The sequence below is a fragment of the Leisingera aquaemixtae genome, assembly GCF_006740765.1.
GTDB classification, from domain to species: domain Bacteria; phylum Pseudomonadota; class Alphaproteobacteria; order Rhodobacterales; family Rhodobacteraceae; genus Leisingera; species Leisingera aquaemixtae.
Genome location: NZ_CP041159.1, coordinates 2,675,103 through 2,695,280, shown reverse-complemented (window position 1 = coordinate 2,695,280; position 20,178 = coordinate 2,675,103). Strand labels below are relative to the sequence as shown.

Here is a 20,178-nt window from a genome sequence, read left to right as displayed (position 1 = left end):
GATGATTGAACTGAAGAATGTGAGCAAAAGCTTCACCCTGCATAACCAGGGCAGCGCAGTGATCCCGGTGATGGAGAACGCCAGCCTGAGCGTGAAGCCTGGCGAATGCGCCGGCCTGGTCGGGGCCTCCGGCGCGGGCAAGTCCACCCTGATGCGGGTGATCTACGGCAATTACCTGGCCGCTTCCGGCAGTGTGGTCGTGGGCGGCGTGGATGTGGCCAAGGCCGAGCCGCGGGAGATTCTGGCGCTGCGCCGCGAGACGCTGGGATATGTCAGCCAATTCCTGCGGGTGGTTCCGCGGGTGCCTACGCTGGATGTTGTGGCCGAACCGCTGCTGGCGGTCGGCACGCCGGCGGATCAGGCGCGGGACAAGGCGGCCTCGCTCTTGGCGCAGCTCAACATTCCCGAACGTCTGTGGAGCCTTAGCCCCACCACATTTTCGGGCGGCGAGCAGCAGCGGGTGAATATCGCGCGCGGCTTCGCCTATGAGTATCCGGCGCTGCTGCTGGACGAGCCGACGGCGAGCCTCGATGCGCAAAACCGCGCCACCGTGCTGGCGCTGATCGAAGGTGCCAAGGCGCGGGGGGCTGCGATCATCGGTATCTTCCACGATGAGGCGGCGCGCCAGCAGGTTTGCGACCGGTTCGTTGATGTCTCTGACTTTGCGCCCAAGGCGGCGGCATGAGCGCGCGTGCGGAAAAGGGCCCGGTCATTGCCGTGGTCGGACCGTCGGGCGCCGGCAAGGACAGCCTGATATCTGCCCTTGCGGTCTCCGATCCCCGGCTGCGGCTGATGCGGCGGGTGATCACCCGCGCGCCAGAGGCTGGCGGCGAGGACTACCAGGCGGTGACGGAGGCTGAATTCGCGGCCCTTGAGCGAAATGGCGTCTTTGCCTTGCACTGGCAGGCGCATGGCCTGCACTACGGCATCCCGCGCGACATTGAGACGTTGCGGGCCGGTGCCGGCGGCGTGCTGGTCAATCTGTCCCGGGCTGTGCTGCTGCAGGCGCAGGAGGTGTTCGGCGATTTCATCGTGCTGTCGGTGACGGCACGGCCGGAGGTGCTGGCCGAAAGGCTCTCTGCCCGCGGGCGGGAGGGCGCCGAAGAGGTTCAGCGCCGTCTGGCCCGGGCGGCCAACACCTTGCCGGAAGGGCTGCGCAGGGTGCATGAGATCGGCAACAGCGGTGCGCTCAGTGCGGCGGTGGCCGCCGCGCTGGCAGCCCTTCAGCCGGAGAGGGCGTAGCGGTGGATCAGGTGAAACCTGCCGTCCGGTGCTTCGCCCGCCAGCACGATGTCGCGGATAACCAGCGGCGCGGGCAGCAGCGGAATAAGACGCTCCTCCAGCGCCGCTTCCACAGCAGGCAGGTCGGGCTTTGGCAGTTTGCCGGTGAGCGTGATGTGAAACCGGAACTGCTCCAGCACATAAGGGTAGCCCCACTGGGTGAGGTTCTTGTCCTGTTCGGGGCTCAGGCCTGCGCCGCGGCGGCGGTCCAGCTCAGCCTGGGCCGGCGGCGCGCGGAAAGGATCCAGCTCTGTCACGCAGGCGGCGGCCAGGGCGTTCAGCGCGGTCTCGCCGCCGCTGGGGCGCAACGCCAGGAAGCGGCCCAGCCGGGCCAGGTGCAGCCCATCGAGCGTCACCGGCTTCTGTGCTGCGGCCAGCGCCGCGCAGGCCGCTTCCAGTGCCGCCTGGGATTGCCCCTCAGCCAGGCGCATCGGCGGCTTCAGGGTGGCATGCAGCCCGTATTTACGGGGAACCTCCGTTATCGCCGCCACGTCCAGCCCGGTGCCCTCCGGGTGGGGCCGGGTGCGGCCTGTTTCCAGGTCCCAGCCCAGCCAGCTGGCACCGAACCGGCACCATTCCGCGTCTGCAGGCGGAGCGTAGTAGATCGCGTATCGCGTGAATGTCACATTGGCCTCCTAAACGTGGCCTTCCATAACTCGAAAGATGTGAAGCTCAGATGACAGAAGAGTTGATCCTTGCCAATGCCACGCTGGTGCTTCCGGGGGAGACCCGCACCGGCAGCGTGAAGGTTTCCGGCGGTGAGATCGCGGATATTGCGGAGGGCGCCGCGGTTCCGGCAGGCGCCATCGACTGCGGGGGCGATTTTGTCTGTCCGGGTCTGGTGGAACTGCATACCGACAACCTGGAGCGTCACATCCAGCCGCGCCCCAAGGTGGACTGGCCGCACGCCAGCGCGATCATTGCCCATGATGCGGAACTTGCGGGCACTGGCATCACCACGGTGTTCGATGCGATGCGTGTCGGCTCGATCAGCCGCAAGGAAAGCCGCTATGGCGCCTATGCCCGCGGGCTGGCTAGCGAGCTGCTGGAGCTTCGGGCAGCGGAGGCGCTGAAAATCTCGCATTTCCTGCACCTGCGGGCGGAGGTCTGCTCGGATTCTCTGGTGGCGGAGCTGGAGGCCTTTGGCGAGGCGGACCGGGTCGGGCTGGTGTCGCTGATGGACCATACACCGGGGCAGCGGCAGTTCCGCGACCTGTCCAAGCTGGAACAGTATGTGAAGGGCAAGCACGGGTTCGATGATGCCGGATTCCAGGCGCATATCGCGCATCTGAGAGAGCTGCGCGAGACCTATGGCGACCTGCATGAGGCGGAGGCGGTGAAGGCAGCAAAGCGCTTTGGCGCGGTCTTGGCAAGCCATGACGACACCACGGCAGGGCAGGTGGCCGTTTCGGCAAGCCACGGCATTCAGCTGGCGGAGTTCCCCACCACGGTGGAGGCCGCGCAGGCCTGCCACGCCCATGGCATCAAGGTGATGATGGGCGCGCCGAACCTGATCCGCGGCGGCTCGCACTCCGGCAATGTGGCAGCGTATGAGCTGGCGGAGCTCGAGCTTTTGGACATTCTGTCGTCGGATTATGTGCCGGCGGCTCTTTTGATGGCGGCTGTGAGGCTGGGCGACCTGTGGGGCGACACGGCGCGGGGCCTGGGCACGGTCACACATGCGCCGGCCGATGCGGTGGGGCTGCACGACCGCGGGCGGCTGCAGACAGGCAAGCGCGCCGATCTGATCCGGTTCCGTGTGACAGCGGGCGCGCCAGCGGTGCGCGGCGTGTGGTCGCGCGGCTTGCGGGTGGCCTGAACGCCCAACTGCAGGGGCGGGGCGTTCGCTGACCGGCCCGGGGCCGGGCGGGACATTGATCAGCCGGCGCGGTAAAACATGTAGCGGCCGGGCGGGATGCCCTCGGGGCCGACAAGCTTCTCGAACCCGGCCAGCGGCTGACCGGAAACAATGATGCCGCCTGGCGCCATCACCTTGGCAATCACAGGGGACAGGGCAGCGGCCTCGGCGACGTCCTTTTCCTTCACTCCGAAACCGAAGTCATAATGCGCCAAGGCGATCCGGCGGCCTTCGGCGTCGAGCCGTTCCAGCATTGGTTTTGCCTCGCCCTGCAGAAAGTCCTGGTCCGGCGGGATGCAGGAGGGGTGGCATTGCAGCACCCTGTCGATCACCCAGATCCGGCGGGCGGGGAGGATTGCGCGCAGATGATCGTAGGTGCGCCCGTTGCCAAGCCCCATGTCCAGAACGTCGCCCTCCATCGTGCGGATCTGCTCGGCGGCCCAATTCAGGCCATCGCGCTGGGCTGTCAGGCGGCGCAGCATGGAGTCGAGACGGCTCATTCAGGACATCCTTTCATCATAGATCCAGGCTTCGGCCGGTCCTGCCAGCAAACGCCTGGCAAGCGCGGCAGTGAACTCCCAGACCTTTTCATCATGCACCAGGTGATGGGTGAGCAGGCCGTAAGGCTCTGTATTGTCCGCATCGCCCAGGCGGCGCTCGCGCAGCTGGCGCGCGGCTTGCGCGATCAGCCGCTCTGGCGGCAGCAGGCTGCGGGAGCCTTTCCAATCGATCGGATCCAGATGCGTGTTCACCCGCAGAAGGCCGGAGGCGGGTTTGGCGCTGCTGCGCGGACCGAAGGTGGAGACCGCGGTGAAGCCGGCGCCGGCCAGCCAGGTCAGCATCTCCGGCGAGACCCTGTTCCAGGGCGGCACGAACATCGGCCGCAGGCTGGCGCCAAACAGCTTGCGCAGGCGGGTCAAGCCGCGCTCGGCATCGTCCAGCAGCTCGTCCAGCGGCCGGTGCGAACCGAATTCCGCCTTCTTCTCGCCTGCAGGGGCGTGGTTCTGGTGCGCCCAGCCGTGCGCAACCGGGATCAGCTGCGGATGGTCTGCAACAAATCGGGCCAGATCCGGGGTGACGCCCTGCGGTATCACCGCCAGATGCACCGGCAGATCAAGCGCCGCGGAGAGGTCCGCCAAACGGTCCAGTTCCGCTGACTGGGACATCGCGTCATCGTCCCGCCACCACAAGGGCAGCGTCAATCCCGCCTCCTGCCAGTGCTCCAGTTCCCGGTCCAGCCCGCTCCAATCCGGTGTCATCCGCGCCCTCCCGCAAGTTCTGCGGCAATCTCCACACTCCGGGCGGCTCCGTCAAACCTGAAACCGCCTGCCAGTCGCGGCGGAGCCTGCATTGCTGCCTTGACCGCAGCGCATAGCGCTTCGGGGGTGAGGTCTGCTGTTTTGACCACCTCCATGCCGTTCAGCGGGGCGAGGCTGGCAGCACGCAGGCCCTGTTCGGTCTCATTGCCCGCATCGAAGGCGATGAGGACCGCGGGCGTGCCGGCTTGCAACAGGTCAAGCGCGGTGTTGTAGCCACACATGCTGACCGAGGCGGCGGCGTTAGAAAGCATCTGCCGGAAGTCCTTGCGCGCCGGTTCCAGCAGGGCGGGGGAACCGGCCTTGGCAAATTCTGCAATCCGCGCGCCGGCGTCTGAACCGCCAACCAGCAGGCGCCAGGGGGTGTCGGGCATCTGCCTGGCCGCCTCCAGGGCAGCCCGGTACAGCGGCGTGCCCACGCTGCCGCCGCCGGCGCTGACAAGCACCTCGCCGCGGCCTGCCAGCTTTGGATGCGGGCCGGCGGCGGGCGGCGCGACATAACCGGTGTATCGCAGCCTGCCGGCAAGCATCGGCGAGACCGGCCAGCTGGCCTCCAGCCTGGTGGCCGCGGGATCTGAATGGACCAGAACAGCATCATAGTGCCGGGCAATGACTGCATCGGCCTTTTCCGCCTTCTCCGGTTTGGAGGGCGGTGCGAGGATATCGCGGATGGAGGACAGGATCACCGGCCGCCGGGGCAGCGCAGCGGCTGATTCCAGCAGCGCCAGGAATTCCTGGCGCAAGGAGCGGCGGCCAAAGGGGTAGAGTTCGGTGATCAGCACATCGGGCTGCAGCCTGTGCAGGGCCGCGCAAAGGGCGTCCTTGCGGCGGGTCCGGTACGCTTCGCCGGCCAAAGATCCATGCGCGTCCAGCAGCCGGGTGAAATCCACCCCGTCCGAGCGCAGCGGCGGCAGCTGGATCACCTCGACCCCTTCGGCGTTGAGCTGCGGAGCTGGAAATCCGCCAGAGGCCACCTGCACCCGGTGTCCGGCCTCGGTAAAGGCGCGTGCCAGCGTCAGAGCCCGCGAAAGATGGCCCGTGCCGAGGAGGTGGGTGACGGCAATCAGAACCTTCATGGCGTGTCCTCGCGGATCAGCCGCACAGGTTCAGCCCAGGGTGTGAGCGAGGCGCCGTCAACCTCCACCACAAACAGCCGGTTGCGTTTGATGCGGAAGGGGGCGGGGCCGTCGAAATTCCAGCCGTGGGCGCGGGCTAGGATCATCCGCATGATGCCGATGTGGCAGACCGCGACCGCATCCCGCGTCAGGCCGTGCAGCCAGGGGGCTATGCGGGCCCAGACCTCTGCCGGGCTCTCGCCGCCGGGCGGGCGGTAGTGCCAGCCCCAGTCCTCGATATCGCGGAAGCCGCTGGCGGGATCGGCCTTCAGGTCCAGCCCGTGCAGCCCCTCCCAGCCGCCCCAGTTCATCTCAGTCAGTTCCAGCGCGGTACGGGGCGGGCGGCCTGCCACCAATTCTGCGGTTTCGGCTGCACGCACCAGCGGGCTGGACCATAGCTCTGCGGTGTCCCACGGGGCGGGCAGGGCGTAACCGCTCAAATCCTCGCGGGCTTGCGCGTCCAGCGGTATGTCGCTGCGCCCCTGAATGCGCCCGGCACGGTTCCAGGCGGTGTGGCCGTGCCGCAATAGGGCGAGGCGGATCATGTCTGTGTCTCCATCAGCGGGGCGGCGATGTCCCAAAACCGGCGGGCAGCCGCGGGGGCGAGGTGGTTCCGGGCGATGTATTCACGGGCCTCCCGGCCAATGCCGCTGCACAGGGCGGGGCTTGCCAGCAGGCCGGCCGTGAAAGCTGCCAAAGCCGCCGCGCCGTCTTCGGGGTCCGGGTAGGGGCGGGGCAGCAGCACATCGCGCACGCCGGGGCGGTTCTGGGCTGCCACCGGCAGGCCGTGGGCCTGCGCCTCAAGATAGACCATGCCGAAGGCTTCGTTCACGCCGGGCCACAGGAACAGGGAGGATTTGATATATGCCGCCGACAGATCCTCGCGCGAGAGCTGTCCCAGAAATCGGACCTGGCCGCCAAAGGGGGCCATCAGCGCCTCAACGTCAGACCGGGCCGGGCCATCGCCTGCGATGTCCAGCCGCCAGTCACCAGGCAAATGCGCAAGCGTCTGGGCAATTATCCGGTAGGAAGCGAGCTTGTCGCCAGCGCGCATCATGCCTGCTGTCAGCATCGGGCCGTCCAAGGAAGACGCGGCGGGCAGACCCTCAAGCGGCAGGAAGGGCGGCAAGGGAGCTACAATCTGGCCGCCGCAGCGATCGCGCTCCAGCGCGAAGTGGTCCTGTCCGGTGAAATAGAAGATCGCCGCAGCGGCATCGGCAGCGGCGTGGGCGGCTTCGGCAAATCCCGCCCATGGCCCGGTCAGGCGCTTTTTGGCGCGGGTGGATTCGATCTGCACATAGGGTATCGCGCGGGCGCGGGCCACGGCGGGGCCGATCAGGTCCGGCGCCTTGTAATAGTTGTGGTAGGTGACCCAGAGGTCTGCCGCCGGCATCTCCCGGATCAGCCGGGCGGCCTCCGCCTCTGCTGCCTTCCGCAGGTCTGTCTGCAATGCCGCCTCGCCGCGTTTTTCATAGGACCTGAAGTCGGAGACCAGCTGCACATCCGCGCCGCTGCTGCGAAGCAGGCCCATCAGGTTGCGGGCAATCTCGCGGTCACCGGAGGGCACCGGGTGGTGCGGCGGCTTCATCGGCGCGTAAAAGGCGACCTGTTTTCCGGCTCCCGGCTGCATGACCCGTCAGCCGCCGTGCAGCATCGCCGTCAACCGTTTCGAAAGCTGGGCGATGCCGGGATCCATGCCGAAATCCGAACGCAACCGGTCCAGCGCGGCCTCGGCCATTCTGGCCAGATCCTGCGGATGGCGGGCGGCGTAGAGCAGGGTTTCAGCAAGCGCCTCCGGGCTGTCTTCGCTCAGCAGGCCATGGGTGCCGTGGGTGATGAATTCCGGAATGGCGGACACCGGGGTCGACAGGATCGGCAGGGTTTGCGAGGCGGCCTCCATCAAGACATTGGGCAGCCCGTCGCGGTCACCGTCCGAGGCGACACGGCTGGGCAGCACGAACAGGTCGGAGCTGCGCATCGCCTCGATCACCTCGGGCTGGTCGCAGGCCCCGTGCCAGGTGATGCGGTCCGCGATGCCCGCATCCCGGGCCATGTCTTGCAAGAGATCGCCCAGACCGCCGCCGCCGATGTGGGTCCAGTGCCAGTCAAGACCCGCAGGCAGCAGCGCCAGCGCGGCAATCAGCCGGTCAAAGCCCTTCTTCTCCACCAGGCGGCCAACCGACATGAAGCGGATCGGGTCCTGCGGCTGCCGGGCTTTGCGCTCCGGCGGAGCGGGGAAACGGGACAGGTCGAGCCCGTGATAGACCAGGTCAACCCGGCCCGGCGTATCGGCCAGCTCTTGCAGATGCCTGGCGCCAAAGCCCGTGCAGGTCGCACCGAACGCCGCGCCGTAGTGGGCGGCGGAGAGTTTTTCCTGAAGCTCCCAGTCCGGCGAGGTCCAGATATCCTTTGCATGGGCCGAAAAACTCCACGGCAGGCCGCGCATGATCGCGGCATAGCGCGCGACCGAAGAAGGCGTGTGCAGAAAATGCGCATAGAGGCCCAGAACCTCATCCGGCATCTCGGCCGCCAGCACGCAGGCCTGGCCGAAACGGCGGATGCGGTTGGGGGTCAGGTCGCGGCGCAGATCGGCCCGCCAGATGCGGTAGGCCTCGGCGTAGCCCGGCAGCTCTTGCGCGTTGGCACGGGCGCGCCAGACCCGCTCAGGCTCCTGGTACAGGTATTCGGGCAGGTAGTTTACCTTGGCGTGCAGCTGCGCGTGCAGCGGGTGGCGCTTGATGTCGGTGGGGTGGCGCAGGGACCAGATCTCGAATGAATGGCCGACGGCTTCCAAGGCGACCAGTTCCTGTGCGATGAAGGTCTCGGACAGCCGCGGCCAGCCTTTGACCACCACCGCGAGGGGCGGGCGGGAAGCGGTCATTCAGCAGCCTCCCGGCGGCTGTCGCGCAGCAGGGCGCTGACCCGCTGCGTCACGTAATCCAAGCCGTCCAAAAGACCCTCGGAGCCCGCGGCAGAGGGCGGCGGCTGGGTGGCCAGCGCGCGGATTGCCTTGGCCAGCGCCGGGGCGTTCCAGCCATCGCGGGTCTCGTCCAGCATAGTGGTCAGGCCGATTTCCTCGGCCCGGCTGGCGCGGATCCATTGTTCCAGCCGCGGGGTGGTGCGGGGCACGATCACCGCGGGTTTGTCAAAGGACAGAACCTCGCAGAAGGTGTTGTAGCCGCCCATGCAGACAACACCCTGGGCGCCGGCAAAAAGCGTCTCGATCTGCGATTCAAAGCCGACAGCGGTGACGCGGCCATCGAGCCGGGCAACACGCTGCTCGAAATCCTCGCGGGTCTCGCCGGACAGGAAGGGGCCGTAAACCAGCACCGCGCGGGGTGAAAGCTCCGGGTCGGCTTCATAGGCCGACAGCACCAGGTCCACCATCATCTCGCCATCGCCGCCGCCGCCGGGGGTGACCAGCAGATAAGGCTGTTCCGGCGGCTCTCCCACTTGGCCAAGGTCGCGGCGCAGGTAGCCGGTCCAATGCATCCGCGCCTGCATCTGCGGCGTGAAGGGCAGCCCGGCGGTCGGGTCATAAACCGAACGCGGCCCGTATACCCAGATCTCGTCATAGAAGTCGCGGGTCGCCTCAACGGCGTGCTTGCGCTCCCATTCGGCGGCCAGCACTTCCGGTTCATCCAGCACGTCGCGCAGGCCCAGTACCATCTTGCACCGGCCCTTGGATTTCAGCAGCTCCAGCGCCGGCATCAGCTCGCCGCGGAATCCGGTCGGCTCCTTGTCGGCCACCAGCACATCGGGTTCATACTGTTCCACCGTCGAACGGATCAGGGCCGCGCGCAGATCAGCGGTTTCCTCGATGCTCATGCCCATCGTGCGCGAGGCATAGGAGCCATCTGCGCGTTTGATCACGCCGGGAAGGCGGACATGGTCTACCCGGGTCGGAAAGGAGAACCGCCCCGCCACTGGCGAACCGGTCAGGATCAGCGCCGAGGCATCCGGGTTTGCCGCCGTGATCGCCCCCGCCAGCGCCCGAGAGCGGCGCAGATGGCCCAGCCCGAAGGTGTCGTGGCTGTAGAACATGATCCGCGGTCCGCGCGTGCCGGGGTTCGCTGCTGGCGTTTGCGTGCTTCTTGCCGTCATCGGGCCGCCTGTTCCGGGTTCCGGACCGCACCGGGCAAAGGGATGGTTCCGGCGGCGCCGGGAGCACGCCAGCCAGTGCTGCCGCTTGTCCCAGGGCGCGTGCTGTTGTGCTCCGCCATCGTCCGCCTCAGATTGCGCGCACCGCAGCCGGATGGGGCAGGGGGCGCGGTCAGTATTTGCCTTTGCAGCTGCCGGTTCAGGCACTGGCTTGCAGGGCCACGGGCGCAGCTGACCGCCCGCAGGGCGGATATCTGGATTTGTATAGCCCGGACCCCATGCGCATGCAATCATGCGCCTTTATTGCATAACGCACAGGAAATTGCGCGCGCGCCATTTACGCAACGCTGTTGCGCGTGGTTAATTTGGATCAAGTTTCCAGAAGGATAGGCGGCCATGCTGAGAATGTTGTTCAGGGTCCTGCTGTGCCTGCTGCTGAGCTTCAGCCTGGCGCCTCACGCCGGCGCGCAGGAAAGTGAAACAGCTGTGGGGGACGCGCTCTCCAAGGCAATTGAACAAGCGGCCGAAAGCGGTGTCAGCGTGGTCGTGGTCGACAGCAGCGGCAAGCTTCTGAACGCGCCGCCGGCAGCAGCGCCGGACACCGGGCATCCGGCCTCTGACGTGATGGAGCAGCCTTCGGTCCTGATGAAGGCGCAATCCAGGGTCGCTGCCTTCCGGGCAGAGCTGAACAGCCGGCTGGAAGCACTGCCCTATTCGATCTTCGAAATGCAGTACATCCTGCGCCAGACCAGCCCGGACGGGCGCATCATGACCTATGTCGAAGTGATGGGCTGGAGCGTGCTGTTCCTGCTGATCGGCCGCTGGCTGTCGACGGAGATTTACGGCAAGCGTTTTGCCAAACGGTTCGTGGTCGCGCGGATCCAGGCGGCCCCCCGCGGTTATCAGGAAAAGATGCCCTTCCTGGTGTTCAGGTTCCTGATGGGGATTGGCGCCACCGTTTTTGCGATGGTTTTTGCGGCACTGATCTCTTACCTGATTTTCGGCGCCTCAGGCGATCCGTCCATTGAGTTCACCGTGACGGCTGTTTACACCGCCTTTTTCCTGGCGCGTACGGTATCGGATCTGTGGCGGATGGTGCTGTCGCCATTCCTGGCCCAGTACCGGATCCCCGTTTTCACCGACTGGGACGCCAAGCGGCTCTACATCTGGGCGTCGGTACTGGCGACCTACGACATCTCCTCGACGCTGTTTGCCACTTGGGTCGGGGATTTCGGCCTGAATTACAACGTCTATGCGCTGGTTTACGGCGTTCTGGCCCTGGTCGGGATGCTGGGCAACCTGCTGATGGTTCTGGTCAACAGGCGGGCGATTTCTAACGCCATCCGCGCGGGGCGGGCACCCGGGGAGTGTTCCCGGCTGGTGCGCGTTCTGGCCGTGGCCTGGGCGCCGGTGCTGATGGTCTATATGGCGTTCGGCTGGCTCAAGCTGGCCTTTGATCTGGTTCTGGAACAGGATATCTCGATCCCCCTGATGGCGGGCAGCTATTTCGTTCTGACCACGATCCTGGTGGTCTACGGGGCGATCAACTATGGCATCGAGCGCTATTTCAGCCGGGCCCGTCTGGTAAAGCGCGAAGCGGCAGAGGTGGAGGAACCTGCGGCGGAAGCCGGGGAGCCGGAATCCGCCGCACAGGACGCTGAGGCGGAACCCGCCACCCGCGCCGCTGAGGCGTCTGCAGCGGAGAAGATCCTTCCGGATACTTCCGGGCCGGCAGCTGCCGGAACGATGAATGCGGTAGCCGTTGACGTGCCGCAGGACGGCGCAACGCCGGAACCGGAAGACGATACCGGCGAAGAGGAAATAGCGCCGCGGTCCAAGCACCCGATTGCCACCTACGAGGATCTTGCCCGCCGGGTTGCGGGCATCCTGGCCTTTGTGGTCGGAACATACTCGCTGTTGATCGTCTGGAACCCGGACGCAAGCTGGATCGATTCCACTGCCGCCGAACGGGTGGTGGATGTGACGGTGATCCTGTTTATCGGCTATATCGTCTATCACCTGTTCCGGATTTGGATCGACAGCAAGATCGACGAGGAGGCCGCGGACGTCGTCGATGCAGAGCTGGGCGACGAAGGCGGCGCGGGCGGTGCCAGCCGGCTGGCGACGCTGCTGCCCCTGTTCCGAGGCGCGATCCTGGCGGTGGTGCTGGTTTCTATCGTGCTGATTTTGCTGCTGGAGCTGGGTATCAACGTGAGCCCGCTGTTTGCCGGTGCCGGTGTGGTCGGCCTGGCGGTGGGCTTTGGCTCACAGACCTTGGTGCGGGACATCTTTTCCGGTGCCTTCTTCCTGATCGACGATGCGTTCCGCAAGGGTGAATACATCGACATCGGCGATGTGAAGGGCACGGTGGAAAAAATCTCGGTCCGCTCCTTCCAGCTGCGCCACCACCTGGGCGCGCTGCACACCATCCCGTTTGGCGAGATCAAGGTGCTGACCAACTATTCCCGCGACTGGGTGATGATGAAGCTGCCGCTGCGGGTCACCTACGACACCGACGTGGAAAAGGTCCGCAAGCTGATCAAGAAGCTGGGCCAGACCCTGATGGACGACCCGGTTGTCGGGCACACGTTCATTCAGCCGCTGAAGTCCCAGGGCGTGATCGAGATGCAGGATTCGGCGATGATCATCCGGGTGAAATTCATGACCAAGCCGGGGGACCAGTGGATTGTCCGCAAACGGGTGTACCAGGAAATCCGCGAGCTGTTTGCCCGCGAAGGCATCAAGTTTGCCCACCGCGAGGTCACCGTGCGGCTGGCGCCGGACCAGGAGGAGGAGCTGACGCCGAAACAGAAGGAAGCCGTAACAGGTGCCGTGCAGGCCGCCATCGACGATGACATGCTGGAGGATATGGGCGGACCTGGCGGCGACGACCGCTAAGCCCGCAGCCGACAGCGCTCCCGCCCCCGCGCTGGACCGCTGGCGCGCTCCGCTTGGGGTTGGGCCTGGCGCCGCGCTGCCGCGCGGCGCGTGCCGTCCTCTGCGGTCAGCCGGGCCAGCAAGCCGCGCCGCTGCCGCAACGGGCAGCGGGCAGGATCCAGCGGATCGGCTCCGCGCCAACCCGGAGCGGCGGTGCCAGACGGCGGCCCGGGCCCCAGCCGCTGCGCTCGGTCTCCTCGGCGTAGTCGCTGTCCGCGGGGGACGCAAGGTCCAGCCCATCAGCAGATTTTGGCAGTCCGGCAAGCAGCTCAGCCGTGCGCGCCAGGGAAAGATGGGCCGTGGGAACTTCCGCGCCCCGGGCCGCCGCGGCGAGCGCAGAGAGCACGGCGGCAGCCATCAAATAACCGGTGGCATGGTCCAAAGCCTGCACCGGCAGCGGTGCCGGCTTGTCTGACTTGGCCCAGGCGCGGCCGGCATCGGCGATCCCTGCGCTCATCTGCACCAGGCTGTCGAAGCCGCGGCGGTCTGCCCAGGGGCCGGTCCAGCCATAGGCGTCCAGCGTCACCTCCACCGCGTTGGGCGCGATCCGGCGGCGGGTGTCCGCCCCGTAGCCCAGCCCGTCGAGCGCGCCGGGGCGGTAGCCGTGCACCAGGACGTCCGCATCCGCCAGAAGGGTCTCGAACACCAGCCGGTCTTCGCCCTTGGTGAGATCCAGCGCGGCCATGCGCTTGCCCAGGGAAATGTCGGTGATCACCCCCGGCTCGTCCCAGCCGGGCGGGTCGATGCGCAGCACATCGGCGCCGAAACCGGCCAGCGTGCGGGTGGAGACCGGTCCCGCAAGCACCCGGGTGAGGTCGAGCACACGCAGCCCGGCCAGCGGCCGCGCTGCCGTTGCCTGCGGCCGGTCCCGCAACCGGACAGTGCGTGGGGAGGTCCACTGGATCAGCGCCTCTGCGGCGACGGCGCGGCCTTGCGGATGGGCCAGCCAGTCCGCGCGGCTGCGCATGGCCGCGGCCACGCCGCCTGCGGCCACGATCTCACTTTCCAGCCTGTCCGCCTGCCAATGGCGCACTGCGGCGGTGACGGCGCTGGGCTCTCCCGCGCACCCGAGCACCCGCAGCGCGGCTTGCCGGTGGTGCGGCAAGTTGGTGTGCAGGCGGATCCAGCCGTCCTGCGTTTCATACACGCCCGCGATTGCGTCCCACAGGCTGGGAAGCTCCCAGCCTTCAGGCCGGAAACTGTAGCCGAACCAGAGCGACGCCAGCCGCTGGTCGACGGTGACTTCGGGGGCTGAGGGCGCGAGATTCAGTGCTTCGATCAGCTGCGCAAGCTCCACGCCTACGGCGGCAATCGAGGCATTGGCCAATTCCGTCACCGCAAAAGCGCTGGACCATCGGCCGGTGCCGGTAAGGCGGAAAGTGCCGGTGTCGGGCAGGGTGGCAAGCAGAGTCATTGCTGATAGGGATCCAAACTGTCGCGCAGGCCGTCGCCGAGGAAGTTGAAGGCCAGAACAACGATCACAATCGGCAGCATCGGTACGGCCAGCCAGGGATAGATTTCGACCGCAGTAAGGTTCTGCGCGTCATTCAGCATGACCCCCCAGCTGACCGCCGGCGCGCGCAGGCCGAGGCCAAGAAACGAGAGCGCTGTTTCACCCAGGATCATCGCCGGGATCGACAGGGTGGCCGAGGCAATCAGGTGCGACATGAAGTTCGGCAGCAGATGCTTGCGGATCACCCGACCGGAGGAGGCGCCCATCATCTCGGCGGCGCGGACATATTCCTCTTCCCGCAGGGACAGGAACTTGGAGCGCACCGAACGGGCCAGCCCGGGCCAGTCAAGAATGCCGAGAATGATCGAAATAATGAAGAACACCGCAACCGGCGACCAGTTCGAAGGCACCGCGGCAGACAGCGCCAGCCACAAAGGCAGCTCCGGCAGCGACCGCAGGATTTCAATCACCCGGTTCACCAGCCAGTCGACCCGGCCGCCGAAATACCCTGCGACGCTGCCAAAGAAGATGCCGAGCACAAATGAAACGGTGATGCCGATCAGGCCAACCGTCAGGGACAGCTGCGCCCCGTAGGACACCCGGCTGAAGATGTCGCGGCCCAGACGGTCGGAGCCCAGAATGAAGATCGTCGCGTCCTCGCTGGCACAGAACAGGTGGCGGTTGCTTTCGATGAAACCGGCCAGGTTATAGGTGCTGCCTTCGCAGAAGAACGACAGCTTGAGCGGCCGCGAGGTGTCTGGCTTGAACTCCCATTGAAAGGTTTCCAGGTTTGCCTCGGAGGTCATCGGATACACGAAGGGTCCGACGAATTCGCCCTCGTGAAACAGCTTGATGGATTGCGGCGGCGAGTAGAGATGCTCTGAAAACCGCTGATTGGGACCGTAAGGCGCGATGAAGCCGGCGAACGGGATCAGGCCGTAGGCAATCAGCAGGAAAATACCCGAGATCAGCCCCAGCCTGTGCGTCTTGAACTTACGCCAGATCAGCAGCCAGTTGGGGGCGTCCAGATCTTTGCGCTCCAGCTCCAGCAGCGAGGCCTGCGGGTCAAAGGGTTCGTCGTCGACATACCGTCCGTCGGGCAGCTGGGTCATGAGTTGCGCCCCTCGTAGCGGATTCTGGGATCAAGCAGCACCAGCAGCACGTCAGAGATCATGGTGCCGATCAGGGTGAGCAAGGCGACAAACATCAGCACGAAGCCCGAGAGGAACATGTCCTGAGTCTTGAGCGCGGTCAGCAGGGTCGGGCCGATGGTTTGCAGCCCCAGCACCACCGACACCAGCACCGAGCCGGAAATCATCGCGGGCAGCAGGTTGCCGATATCGGCGACAAAGGGGTTGAAGGCGACCCGAAGCGGGTATTTCGCCAGCATACGCGAGGGCGCCATGCCCTTGGCAATGGCGGTCTCCACATACGGTTTGCCCAGTTCATCCAGCATATTGGCCCGCAGACGCTGCATCATGGCAGAGGCGCCGGCGGTGCCGATCACGAAGGTTGGCACGATCAGGTGGACAAGAATGGATTTGACCTTCTCCCAGTTCATCGGCGCGCCTTCGAATTCAGGCGCCATCAGCCCGCCGATCGGCAGATCGAACCAGCGGTGGCCGTAGTAGAAAAGGATCAGCGCCAGCAGGAAGTTGGGCGTGGCCAGTCCCAGATAGCCGACGAAGGCAGTGGTGTAATCGACCCAGGTGCGGGCCCGGGCGGCGGCCAGCACCCCCAGCGGCAGCGCCACGGCATAGACAAACACCACTGCGGCGAGGTTCACCAGCACGGTCAGCCACAGGCTGTCTCCGACGATATCGGCCACCGGGCTGTCGAACTCGAAGGACCAGCCGAAGTTGCCCTGGATCATGCCGGAAAACCCGTGCGGGCCGGGCATGAAGCCCATCCAGATCATGTACTGCTGCCACAGCGGCTTATCCAGCGCGTACTCCTTGCGCAGGAACTCGGCCTTGGCAACGCCTGCGGACTGGCCGGTGGCCTGCAGTTCCGCAATCTGGTTCGACAGGTAGTCGCCGGGCGGCAGGTTGATGATGGCAAAGACCAGCACCGACACCACGAGCAGCGTCAGCAGCATGGTGCCAAAGCGGTATATGGCGTATCGCAGTATTTCCATCAGCCTTCGCCGCCCTCGAAGAAGAACTCATCGGGGTGGTAGACGCCGAAATGCGCCCCCGGATCCCAGGCCCAGATCGCCTTTTCCGGCACATTGCGCAGGCGGTTGCTGACCACCACTGGCTGCGGTGCGGCGGCCACCACACCGATGGCATAGACCTGATCCGCGTGGATTTTCAGCATCTCGCGCCAGGCGGCGGCGCGTTCTTCATGGGTGGCGGCCATGTTCCAGTCCTGCAGCAGCGCCAGCAGCCGCTGGGCAGGGGCCATATCAGGCGGCTCGCCCGCGCTGCCGCCGGTCTGGTAGTGCTGCCCCCACTTCGGCCAGGACAGGAACACCTGATCGGTCGGCGCCAGATAAGCCGGCGAGGTATAGGCTTGCGGCAGCCCGTTGTCCCAGCCGAACCAGGCAGACGACATGGTGGTGCCGGAAAACACCCGGTTGCGCAGGATGTCGCGGTCCAGCGGCCGCATCACCAGCTTCACGCCGACGTCGCGCCAGTCGTCGGTGATAATCTGCAGCGCGTTCTCCACTTCTTCACGCTCGCCCGCGGTTTCGACCACCAGCTCCATCCGGCGCCCGTCTGGCAGATAGCGGATGCCGTAGCCGTCCTTTTCGGTCAGGCCTGCCTCGTCCAGCAGCTGGTTGGCCAGCTCCGGATTGAAGTCCGCCCAAGCCTCGCGCAGGGCGGGATCGAAGAATTCGCTCTGCTCCAGCACTGCCATCGCGCCGGGTTCGGCCAGATTGAAATAAAGCGCCCGGTTGATGGCGCGCCGGTTGATGGCCAGCGACAGGGCCCGGCGCACCCTGACGTCGCGCAGGATCTCGCGCCAGACCGGGTCGTTCACGTTGAGGTTCGGATAGATGGCAATCTGAGAGGCGGCGCCGGACGCCCACAGGTAGGTCTTGTAGTCCCTGCCGTCCTTCTCGCCCTTGCGCAGGATCGGAATGTCGCGGAACCCGAGGCCTCGGGCCTGCAGGTCGGCTTCGCCCGCGTTCGACTTGGCCGCCACCAGACCGGCAGTGACGATCTCCATTTCCACGGTGTCGATATAGGGCAGCTGCACGCCGCGGCTGTCGATGCGGTGGTAGTAGGGGTTGCGCACGAATTGATGGCGGATCTTCTTGCCGGGCGACGCGTTGATCCAGGGCTGCAATGTCGGCAAATCGTGGTTATCGAACTTGTACATGTTGTCGTATTTGTTGTGCAGCGCCGCCCAGCTCTTGACGCGGGCATAGTCGACTTCCTCGGCGAGAACCTCCGGATCGGCATAATCGGCATGGAATTGCTTCAGGTACTCCGCCGGCCGGTAAATGAATGGCGGGCGGGCCTGGGCCAGCATGTGCATGAAGGCCGGGTTGGGCGCGTCCCACTCATAAATGACAGTGGTCTCATCCGGAAAGCTCACGCGCGGAAGCTTGCCCAGCACCAGCATGAAGTCGGGCGGCCCGGCCGGGCTCAGCAATTCGTTGTTGGCAACGTCCTCCCACCAGTACCGGAAATCGGCCGAGGTGAAGGGATCGCCGCTGGACCAGCGGTGGCCGGGACGCAGTTTCAGGGTGAAGCGGCGGTTGTTTTCGGCCTCAAAGCTCAGCAGGATGTCCGGCTTAAGCTGATAGTTTTCGTCATAACCGGCCAGCCGCGCATAGCCATAGACCACCATCTGGCGGATGTCCTTTGAGCGGGTGACCATGGTGTTGAGGGTGCCGCCCTGAATGCCGAATTCCCGCCCCTTGGCCGCCAGATCCACCACCAGCGGCACGTCGGGAATACGCTTGGCGGCGGGCGGCATGTAGCCGGCCTTGACCTCGGACTGCCAGAAGGCGCTTTCCTGCACTTCCGGCTCTGCCTGTGCGTCGAGCGGTGCCAAGCAGAGTGCGGCGGCGAGGAACGGTTTCAGGGCATCAAACATGACAGCGTACCTTGTGGCCGTGTTCCAGGTGGAGCATGTTCACCAGCGGCGGCGCCTCGGCGCCGTCAAAGCGGAACTCCTCGGGCCAGAATTCGGGCGCACCGGCGCCTTGGGCCACCAGTTTCAAGTCGATGGGCCGGTCGATATCGGGTTCCGGCTGGGCGGCGATCAGCGCCTTGGTGTAGGGGTGCTGGGGGTTGTAGAACAGGGTTTCCGGCGGCGCCTGCTCGACGATCAGGCCGCGCCGCATCACGGCCACTTCATCGGCAATCCGGGCAACCACCGCCAGATCGTGGCTGATAAACAGATAGGACAGTTTCTGCTGATCGCGGATCTCTTCCAGCAACCGCAGGATCTGGTCCTGCACAGACACATCCAGCGCCGAGGTCGGCTCGTCGCAGACGATCAGCGCCGGGTCCAGCATCAGGGCGCGAGCGATCGACAGGCGCTGGCGCTGGCCGCCGGAGAACGCGTGCGGGTAGCGTTTCAGCATGTCCGGCGACAGTCCGACCAGACGCAGCATTTCCGCCGCCTTGTCGCGGCGCTCAGCACGGCTGCCGATGCGGTGGATGTCCAGCGGCTCCATCAGCGTGTCCTGAATGCGCATCCTGGGCGACAAAGAGGAGTAGGGATCCTGGAACACCATCTGCGCCTGGCGCTGAAAGGCGGTGCGCGCGGCGCGGTCCATGTCGTGGACGGTGACCGGCGGCTCTCCCTGCGCCGGGCGGAACAGCACCTCGCCGCCGGGGTCAGGCAATTCTGCCCCCAGCGCGATCCGCGCTGCGGTGGTCTTGCCGGAGCCGCTCTCACCCACGACCGCCAGTGTCTCGCCGCGGGTCATCCGCAGGTCGATCTCGCGGCAGGCGTGGATCAGGGTCGGCGCCTGCCAGCCCCTTCCGGCCCGGAGCGTGTAGGTCTTGGAGACCGATCTCATCTCCAGGATCAGGTCTTCGCGCGAGGGCGGGATGGCGACCACCGCTTCATCCGGGATACCGGGCGCGGCCTTGAATAGCGCCTGGGTATAAGGATGGGCGGGCGCGCGCAGCATCGGCTCTGCGCCGCCGGATTCCATCACCCGGCCCTTGTGCATTACCACCACCTGTTCAGCCATGTTGGCGACCACGCCCAGATCATGCGTCACCAGGATCATCGCCATGCCTGTCTCGCGCTGCAGATCCTTCATCAGCCCCAGCACCTGCGCCTGAGTGGTCACATCCAGCGCCGTGGTCGGCTCGTCGGCGATCAGCAGCTGAGGCTTGGCCACCATCGCCATTGCGATCATCGCCCGCTGCCGCATCCCCCCGGACAATTCGAATGGGTAAGAGCGGTAGGTTTGTTCGGGTTCCGGGAAGCCGACCCGCTCAAAACACTCCAATACCAGTTTGCGGGCCTCGCGCTCGCTTTTGCGGCCATGCAGCCACAGCACTTCGGACACCTGGTTGCCGATCCGGTGCAAGGGGGACAGGGAGCGCATCGGCTCCTGAAAGATCATCGACACGATGTTGCCGCGCACGTCGCGCATCCGGCGTTCCGCCAGCGTTGCCAAATCCAACTGGTCCTTGCCGGTGTCCAGCAGAATGCGCCCGGAACGCAGCTGCGCCACTTTCGGCAGGATGCGCAGAACCGCGCGGCAGGAGATCGTCTTGCCGGAGCCGCTTTCCCCGACCAGGGCCAGGGTTTCGCCCGGCCGGACGGCAAAGCTCACGTCTTTCACGACGGAGTCGTCCTTGTTAAAACCAATGCTGAGGTTTTCGACGGACAGCAGCGGGCGCATTCAGATGTGTCCGCCCGGCCGGTTCAAGGCGTGCATGAGATCGTGTGTTCCCCTGTTTTTTGGCCTCACCATCGCGCGCCGGGGCCTGCTTAGTCAAACCCCATTTGGTCAAAGGGGCGCGGGGAAAGGGAGATTTCACCGGTATTTGCGCGGTGCAGCCCTGCGCTGCGCCAGGGCGTCTGCCGCTATCTGCCCCGGCTGCGTGACGGTTCAGCTTGCCTGGAACAGGGTCTTCACGCCTGGTCACACTTGCGTATTCGGGGTGTTCAGGTGCTTTGCCGCCCGGCCGCGCC

At 65.9% G+C, this 20,178-nt stretch carries 17 protein-coding genes; 4 read left to right on the top strand and 13 right to left on the bottom strand.

Translation table 11 applies throughout. The features are described 5' to 3' along the window. Position 1: 1 nt before the first annotated feature. Together phnL and phnN are read left to right on the top strand one after the other, a co-directional pair. Positions 2-685, top strand: coding sequence for a phosphonate C-P lyase system protein PhnL (phnL, locus tag R2C4_RS14840; protein WP_141891239.1), 684 nt, complete (start codon positions 2-4; stop codon positions 683-685). After that, the gene (gene phnN / locus R2C4_RS14835; RefSeq protein ID WP_141891238.1) at positions 682-1,242 is read left to right on the top strand and encodes a phosphonate metabolism protein/1,5-bisphosphokinase (PRPP-forming) PhnN; all 561 of its coding nucleotides are present in this window, start codon (positions 682-684) and stop codon (positions 1,240-1,242) included. The genes phnL and phnN overlap by 4 nt, the downstream gene beginning before the upstream one ends. Here the strand turns inward: phnN and R2C4_RS14830 are convergent. Next, positions 1,224-1,907, bottom strand: coding sequence for a DUF1045 domain-containing protein (locus R2C4_RS14830; protein WP_141891237.1), 684 nt, complete (start codon positions 1,905-1,907; stop codon positions 1,224-1,226). The two genes, phnN and R2C4_RS14830, sit on opposite strands and share 19 nt — an antisense overlap. Positions 1,908-1,957: 50 nt before the next feature. On the opposite strand from R2C4_RS14830, the gene R2C4_RS14825 reads away from it, so the two are divergent. Then, positions 1,958-3,100: an alpha-D-ribose 1-methylphosphonate 5-triphosphate diphosphatase gene (locus R2C4_RS14825; RefSeq protein ID WP_141891236.1), complete on the top strand. Its 1,143-nt coding sequence runs from the start codon at positions 1,958-1,960 to the stop codon at positions 3,098-3,100. Positions 3,101-3,159: 59 nt separating this feature from the next. Here R2C4_RS14825 and R2C4_RS14820 read toward each other — a convergent pair whose 3' ends face one another. From R2C4_RS14820 to R2C4_RS14790, 7 genes are read right to left on the bottom strand one after another with little or no spacing between them, the layout of a single operon-like run. Next, the gene (locus R2C4_RS14820) at positions 3,160-3,639 is read right to left on the bottom strand and encodes a class I SAM-dependent methyltransferase (protein ID WP_141891235.1); all 480 of its coding nucleotides are present in this window, start codon (positions 3,637-3,639) and stop codon (positions 3,160-3,162) included. Further along, entirely contained in the window at positions 3,640-4,398 is a 759-nt protein-coding gene (locus R2C4_RS14815) for a polysaccharide deacetylase family protein (RefSeq protein WP_141891234.1), read from the bottom strand. Beyond that, positions 4,395-5,531: a glycosyltransferase family protein gene (locus tag R2C4_RS14810; RefSeq protein WP_141891233.1), complete on the bottom strand. Its 1,137-nt coding sequence runs from the start codon at positions 5,529-5,531 to the stop codon at positions 4,395-4,397. Before R2C4_RS14810 ends, R2C4_RS14815 begins: the two co-directional genes overlap by 4 nt. Then, positions 5,528-6,115 (bottom strand): histidine phosphatase family protein, encoded by a 588-nt coding sequence (locus R2C4_RS14805; protein WP_141891232.1) that lies wholly within the window; start codon positions 6,113-6,115, stop codon positions 5,528-5,530. Before R2C4_RS14805 ends, R2C4_RS14810 begins: the two co-directional genes overlap by 4 nt. Then, on the bottom strand, positions 6,112-7,200 hold the full coding sequence (locus R2C4_RS14800; protein ID WP_141891231.1) for a glycosyltransferase family 4 protein: 1,089 nt from the start codon (positions 7,198-7,200) through the stop codon (positions 6,112-6,114). Before R2C4_RS14800 ends, R2C4_RS14805 begins: the two co-directional genes overlap by 4 nt. 6 nt (positions 7,201-7,206) lie before the next feature. Continuing rightward, complete coding sequence (locus R2C4_RS14795) at positions 7,207-8,451, bottom strand: glycosyltransferase (protein WP_141891230.1); 1,245 nt, start codon at positions 8,449-8,451, stop codon at positions 7,207-7,209. Further along, positions 8,448-9,674, bottom strand: a complete 1,227-nt coding sequence (locus R2C4_RS14790) for a glycosyltransferase family protein (protein WP_259943409.1) — start codon at positions 9,672-9,674, stop codon at positions 8,448-8,450. The genes R2C4_RS14795 and R2C4_RS14790 overlap by 4 nt, the downstream gene beginning before the upstream one ends. A 393-nt stretch (positions 9,675-10,067) precedes the next feature. Between R2C4_RS14790 and R2C4_RS14785 the strand changes: the two genes are divergently transcribed. Continuing rightward, a complete protein-coding gene (locus R2C4_RS14785) occupies positions 10,068-12,569 on the top strand; it encodes a mechanosensitive ion channel family protein (RefSeq protein ID WP_141891229.1) in 2,502 nt (833 codons plus the stop codon). 106 nt (positions 12,570-12,675) lie between these two features. Here R2C4_RS14785 and R2C4_RS14780 read toward each other — a convergent pair whose 3' ends face one another. The 5 genes from R2C4_RS14780 to R2C4_RS14760 are packed head-to-tail and all read right to left on the bottom strand — an operon-like array spanning position 12,676 to position 19,885. Further along, positions 12,676-14,022: a CoA transferase gene (locus tag R2C4_RS14780; protein WP_141891228.1), complete on the bottom strand. Its 1,347-nt coding sequence runs from the start codon at positions 14,020-14,022 to the stop codon at positions 12,676-12,678. Next, positions 14,019-15,173, bottom strand: a complete 1,155-nt coding sequence (locus R2C4_RS14775; RefSeq protein ID WP_058284996.1) for an ABC transporter permease — start codon at positions 15,171-15,173, stop codon at positions 14,019-14,021. Before R2C4_RS14775 ends, R2C4_RS14780 begins: the two co-directional genes overlap by 4 nt. Further along, entirely contained in the window at positions 15,170-16,198 is a 1,029-nt protein-coding gene (locus R2C4_RS14770) for an ABC transporter permease (RefSeq protein WP_058284997.1), read from the bottom strand. The genes R2C4_RS14775 and R2C4_RS14770 overlap by 4 nt, the downstream gene beginning before the upstream one ends. Beyond that, the gene (locus tag R2C4_RS14765) at positions 16,198-18,111 is read right to left on the bottom strand and encodes an ABC transporter substrate-binding protein (RefSeq protein ID WP_141891227.1); all 1,914 of its coding nucleotides are present in this window, start codon (positions 18,109-18,111) and stop codon (positions 16,198-16,200) included. Before R2C4_RS14765 ends, R2C4_RS14770 begins: the two co-directional genes overlap by 1 nt. Further along, positions 18,104-19,885: an ABC transporter ATP-binding protein gene (locus R2C4_RS14760; RefSeq protein WP_141891226.1), complete on the bottom strand. Its 1,782-nt coding sequence runs from the start codon at positions 19,883-19,885 to the stop codon at positions 18,104-18,106. The genes R2C4_RS14765 and R2C4_RS14760 overlap by 8 nt, the downstream gene beginning before the upstream one ends. Positions 19,886-20,178 lie beyond the last annotated feature (293 nt).

What these genes read in the sequence shown, in the direction of transcription:
- phnL (WP_141891239.1), top strand. Translation starts at nt 2, where the DNA reads ATGATTGAACTGAAGAATGTGAGCAAAAGCTTCACCCTGCATAACCAG.
- phnN (WP_141891238.1), top strand. Translation starts at nt 682, where the DNA reads ATGAGCGCGCGTGCGGAAAAGGGCCCGGTCATTGCCGTGGTCGGACCG.
- R2C4_RS14825 (WP_141891236.1), top strand. Translation starts at nt 1,958, where the DNA reads ATGACAGAAGAGTTGATCCTTGCCAATGCCACGCTGGTGCTTCCGGGG.
- R2C4_RS14820 (WP_141891235.1), bottom strand. Translation starts at nt 3,639, where the DNA reads ATGAGCCGTCTCGACTCCATGCTGCGCCGCCTGACAGCCCAGCGCGAT.
- R2C4_RS14815 (WP_141891234.1), bottom strand. Translation starts at nt 4,398, where the DNA reads ATGACACCGGATTGGAGCGGGCTGGACCGGGAACTGGAGCACTGGCAG.
- R2C4_RS14810 (WP_141891233.1), bottom strand. Translation starts at nt 5,531, where the DNA reads ATGAAGGTTCTGATTGCCGTCACCCACCTCCTCGGCACGGGCCATCTT.
- R2C4_RS14805 (WP_141891232.1), bottom strand. Translation starts at nt 6,115, where the DNA reads ATGATCCGCCTCGCCCTATTGCGGCACGGCCACACCGCCTGGAACCGT.
- R2C4_RS14800 (WP_141891231.1), bottom strand. Translation starts at nt 7,200, where the DNA reads ATGCAGCCGGGAGCCGGAAAACAGGTCGCCTTTTACGCGCCGATGAAG.
- R2C4_RS14795 (WP_141891230.1), bottom strand. Translation starts at nt 8,451, where the DNA reads ATGACCGCTTCCCGCCCGCCCCTCGCGGTGGTGGTCAAAGGCTGGCCG.
- R2C4_RS14790 (WP_259943409.1), bottom strand. Translation starts at nt 9,674, where the DNA reads ATGACGGCAAGAAGCACGCAAACGCCAGCAGCGAACCCCGGCACGCGC.
- R2C4_RS14785 (WP_141891229.1), top strand. Translation starts at nt 10,068, where the DNA reads ATGCTGAGAATGTTGTTCAGGGTCCTGCTGTGCCTGCTGCTGAGCTTC.
- R2C4_RS14780 (WP_141891228.1), bottom strand. Translation starts at nt 14,022, where the DNA reads ATGACTCTGCTTGCCACCCTGCCCGACACCGGCACTTTCCGCCTTACC.
- R2C4_RS14775 (WP_058284996.1), bottom strand. Translation starts at nt 15,173, where the DNA reads ATGACCCAGCTGCCCGACGGACGGTATGTCGACGACGAACCCTTTGAC.
- R2C4_RS14770 (WP_058284997.1), bottom strand. Translation starts at nt 16,198, where the DNA reads ATGGAAATACTGCGATACGCCATATACCGCTTTGGCACCATGCTGCTG.
- R2C4_RS14765 (WP_141891227.1), bottom strand. Translation starts at nt 18,111, where the DNA reads ATGTTTGATGCCCTGAAACCGTTCCTCGCCGCCGCACTCTGCTTGGCA.
- R2C4_RS14760 (WP_141891226.1), bottom strand. Translation starts at nt 19,885, where the DNA reads ATGCGCCCGCTGCTGTCCGTCGAAAACCTCAGCATTGGTTTTAACAAG.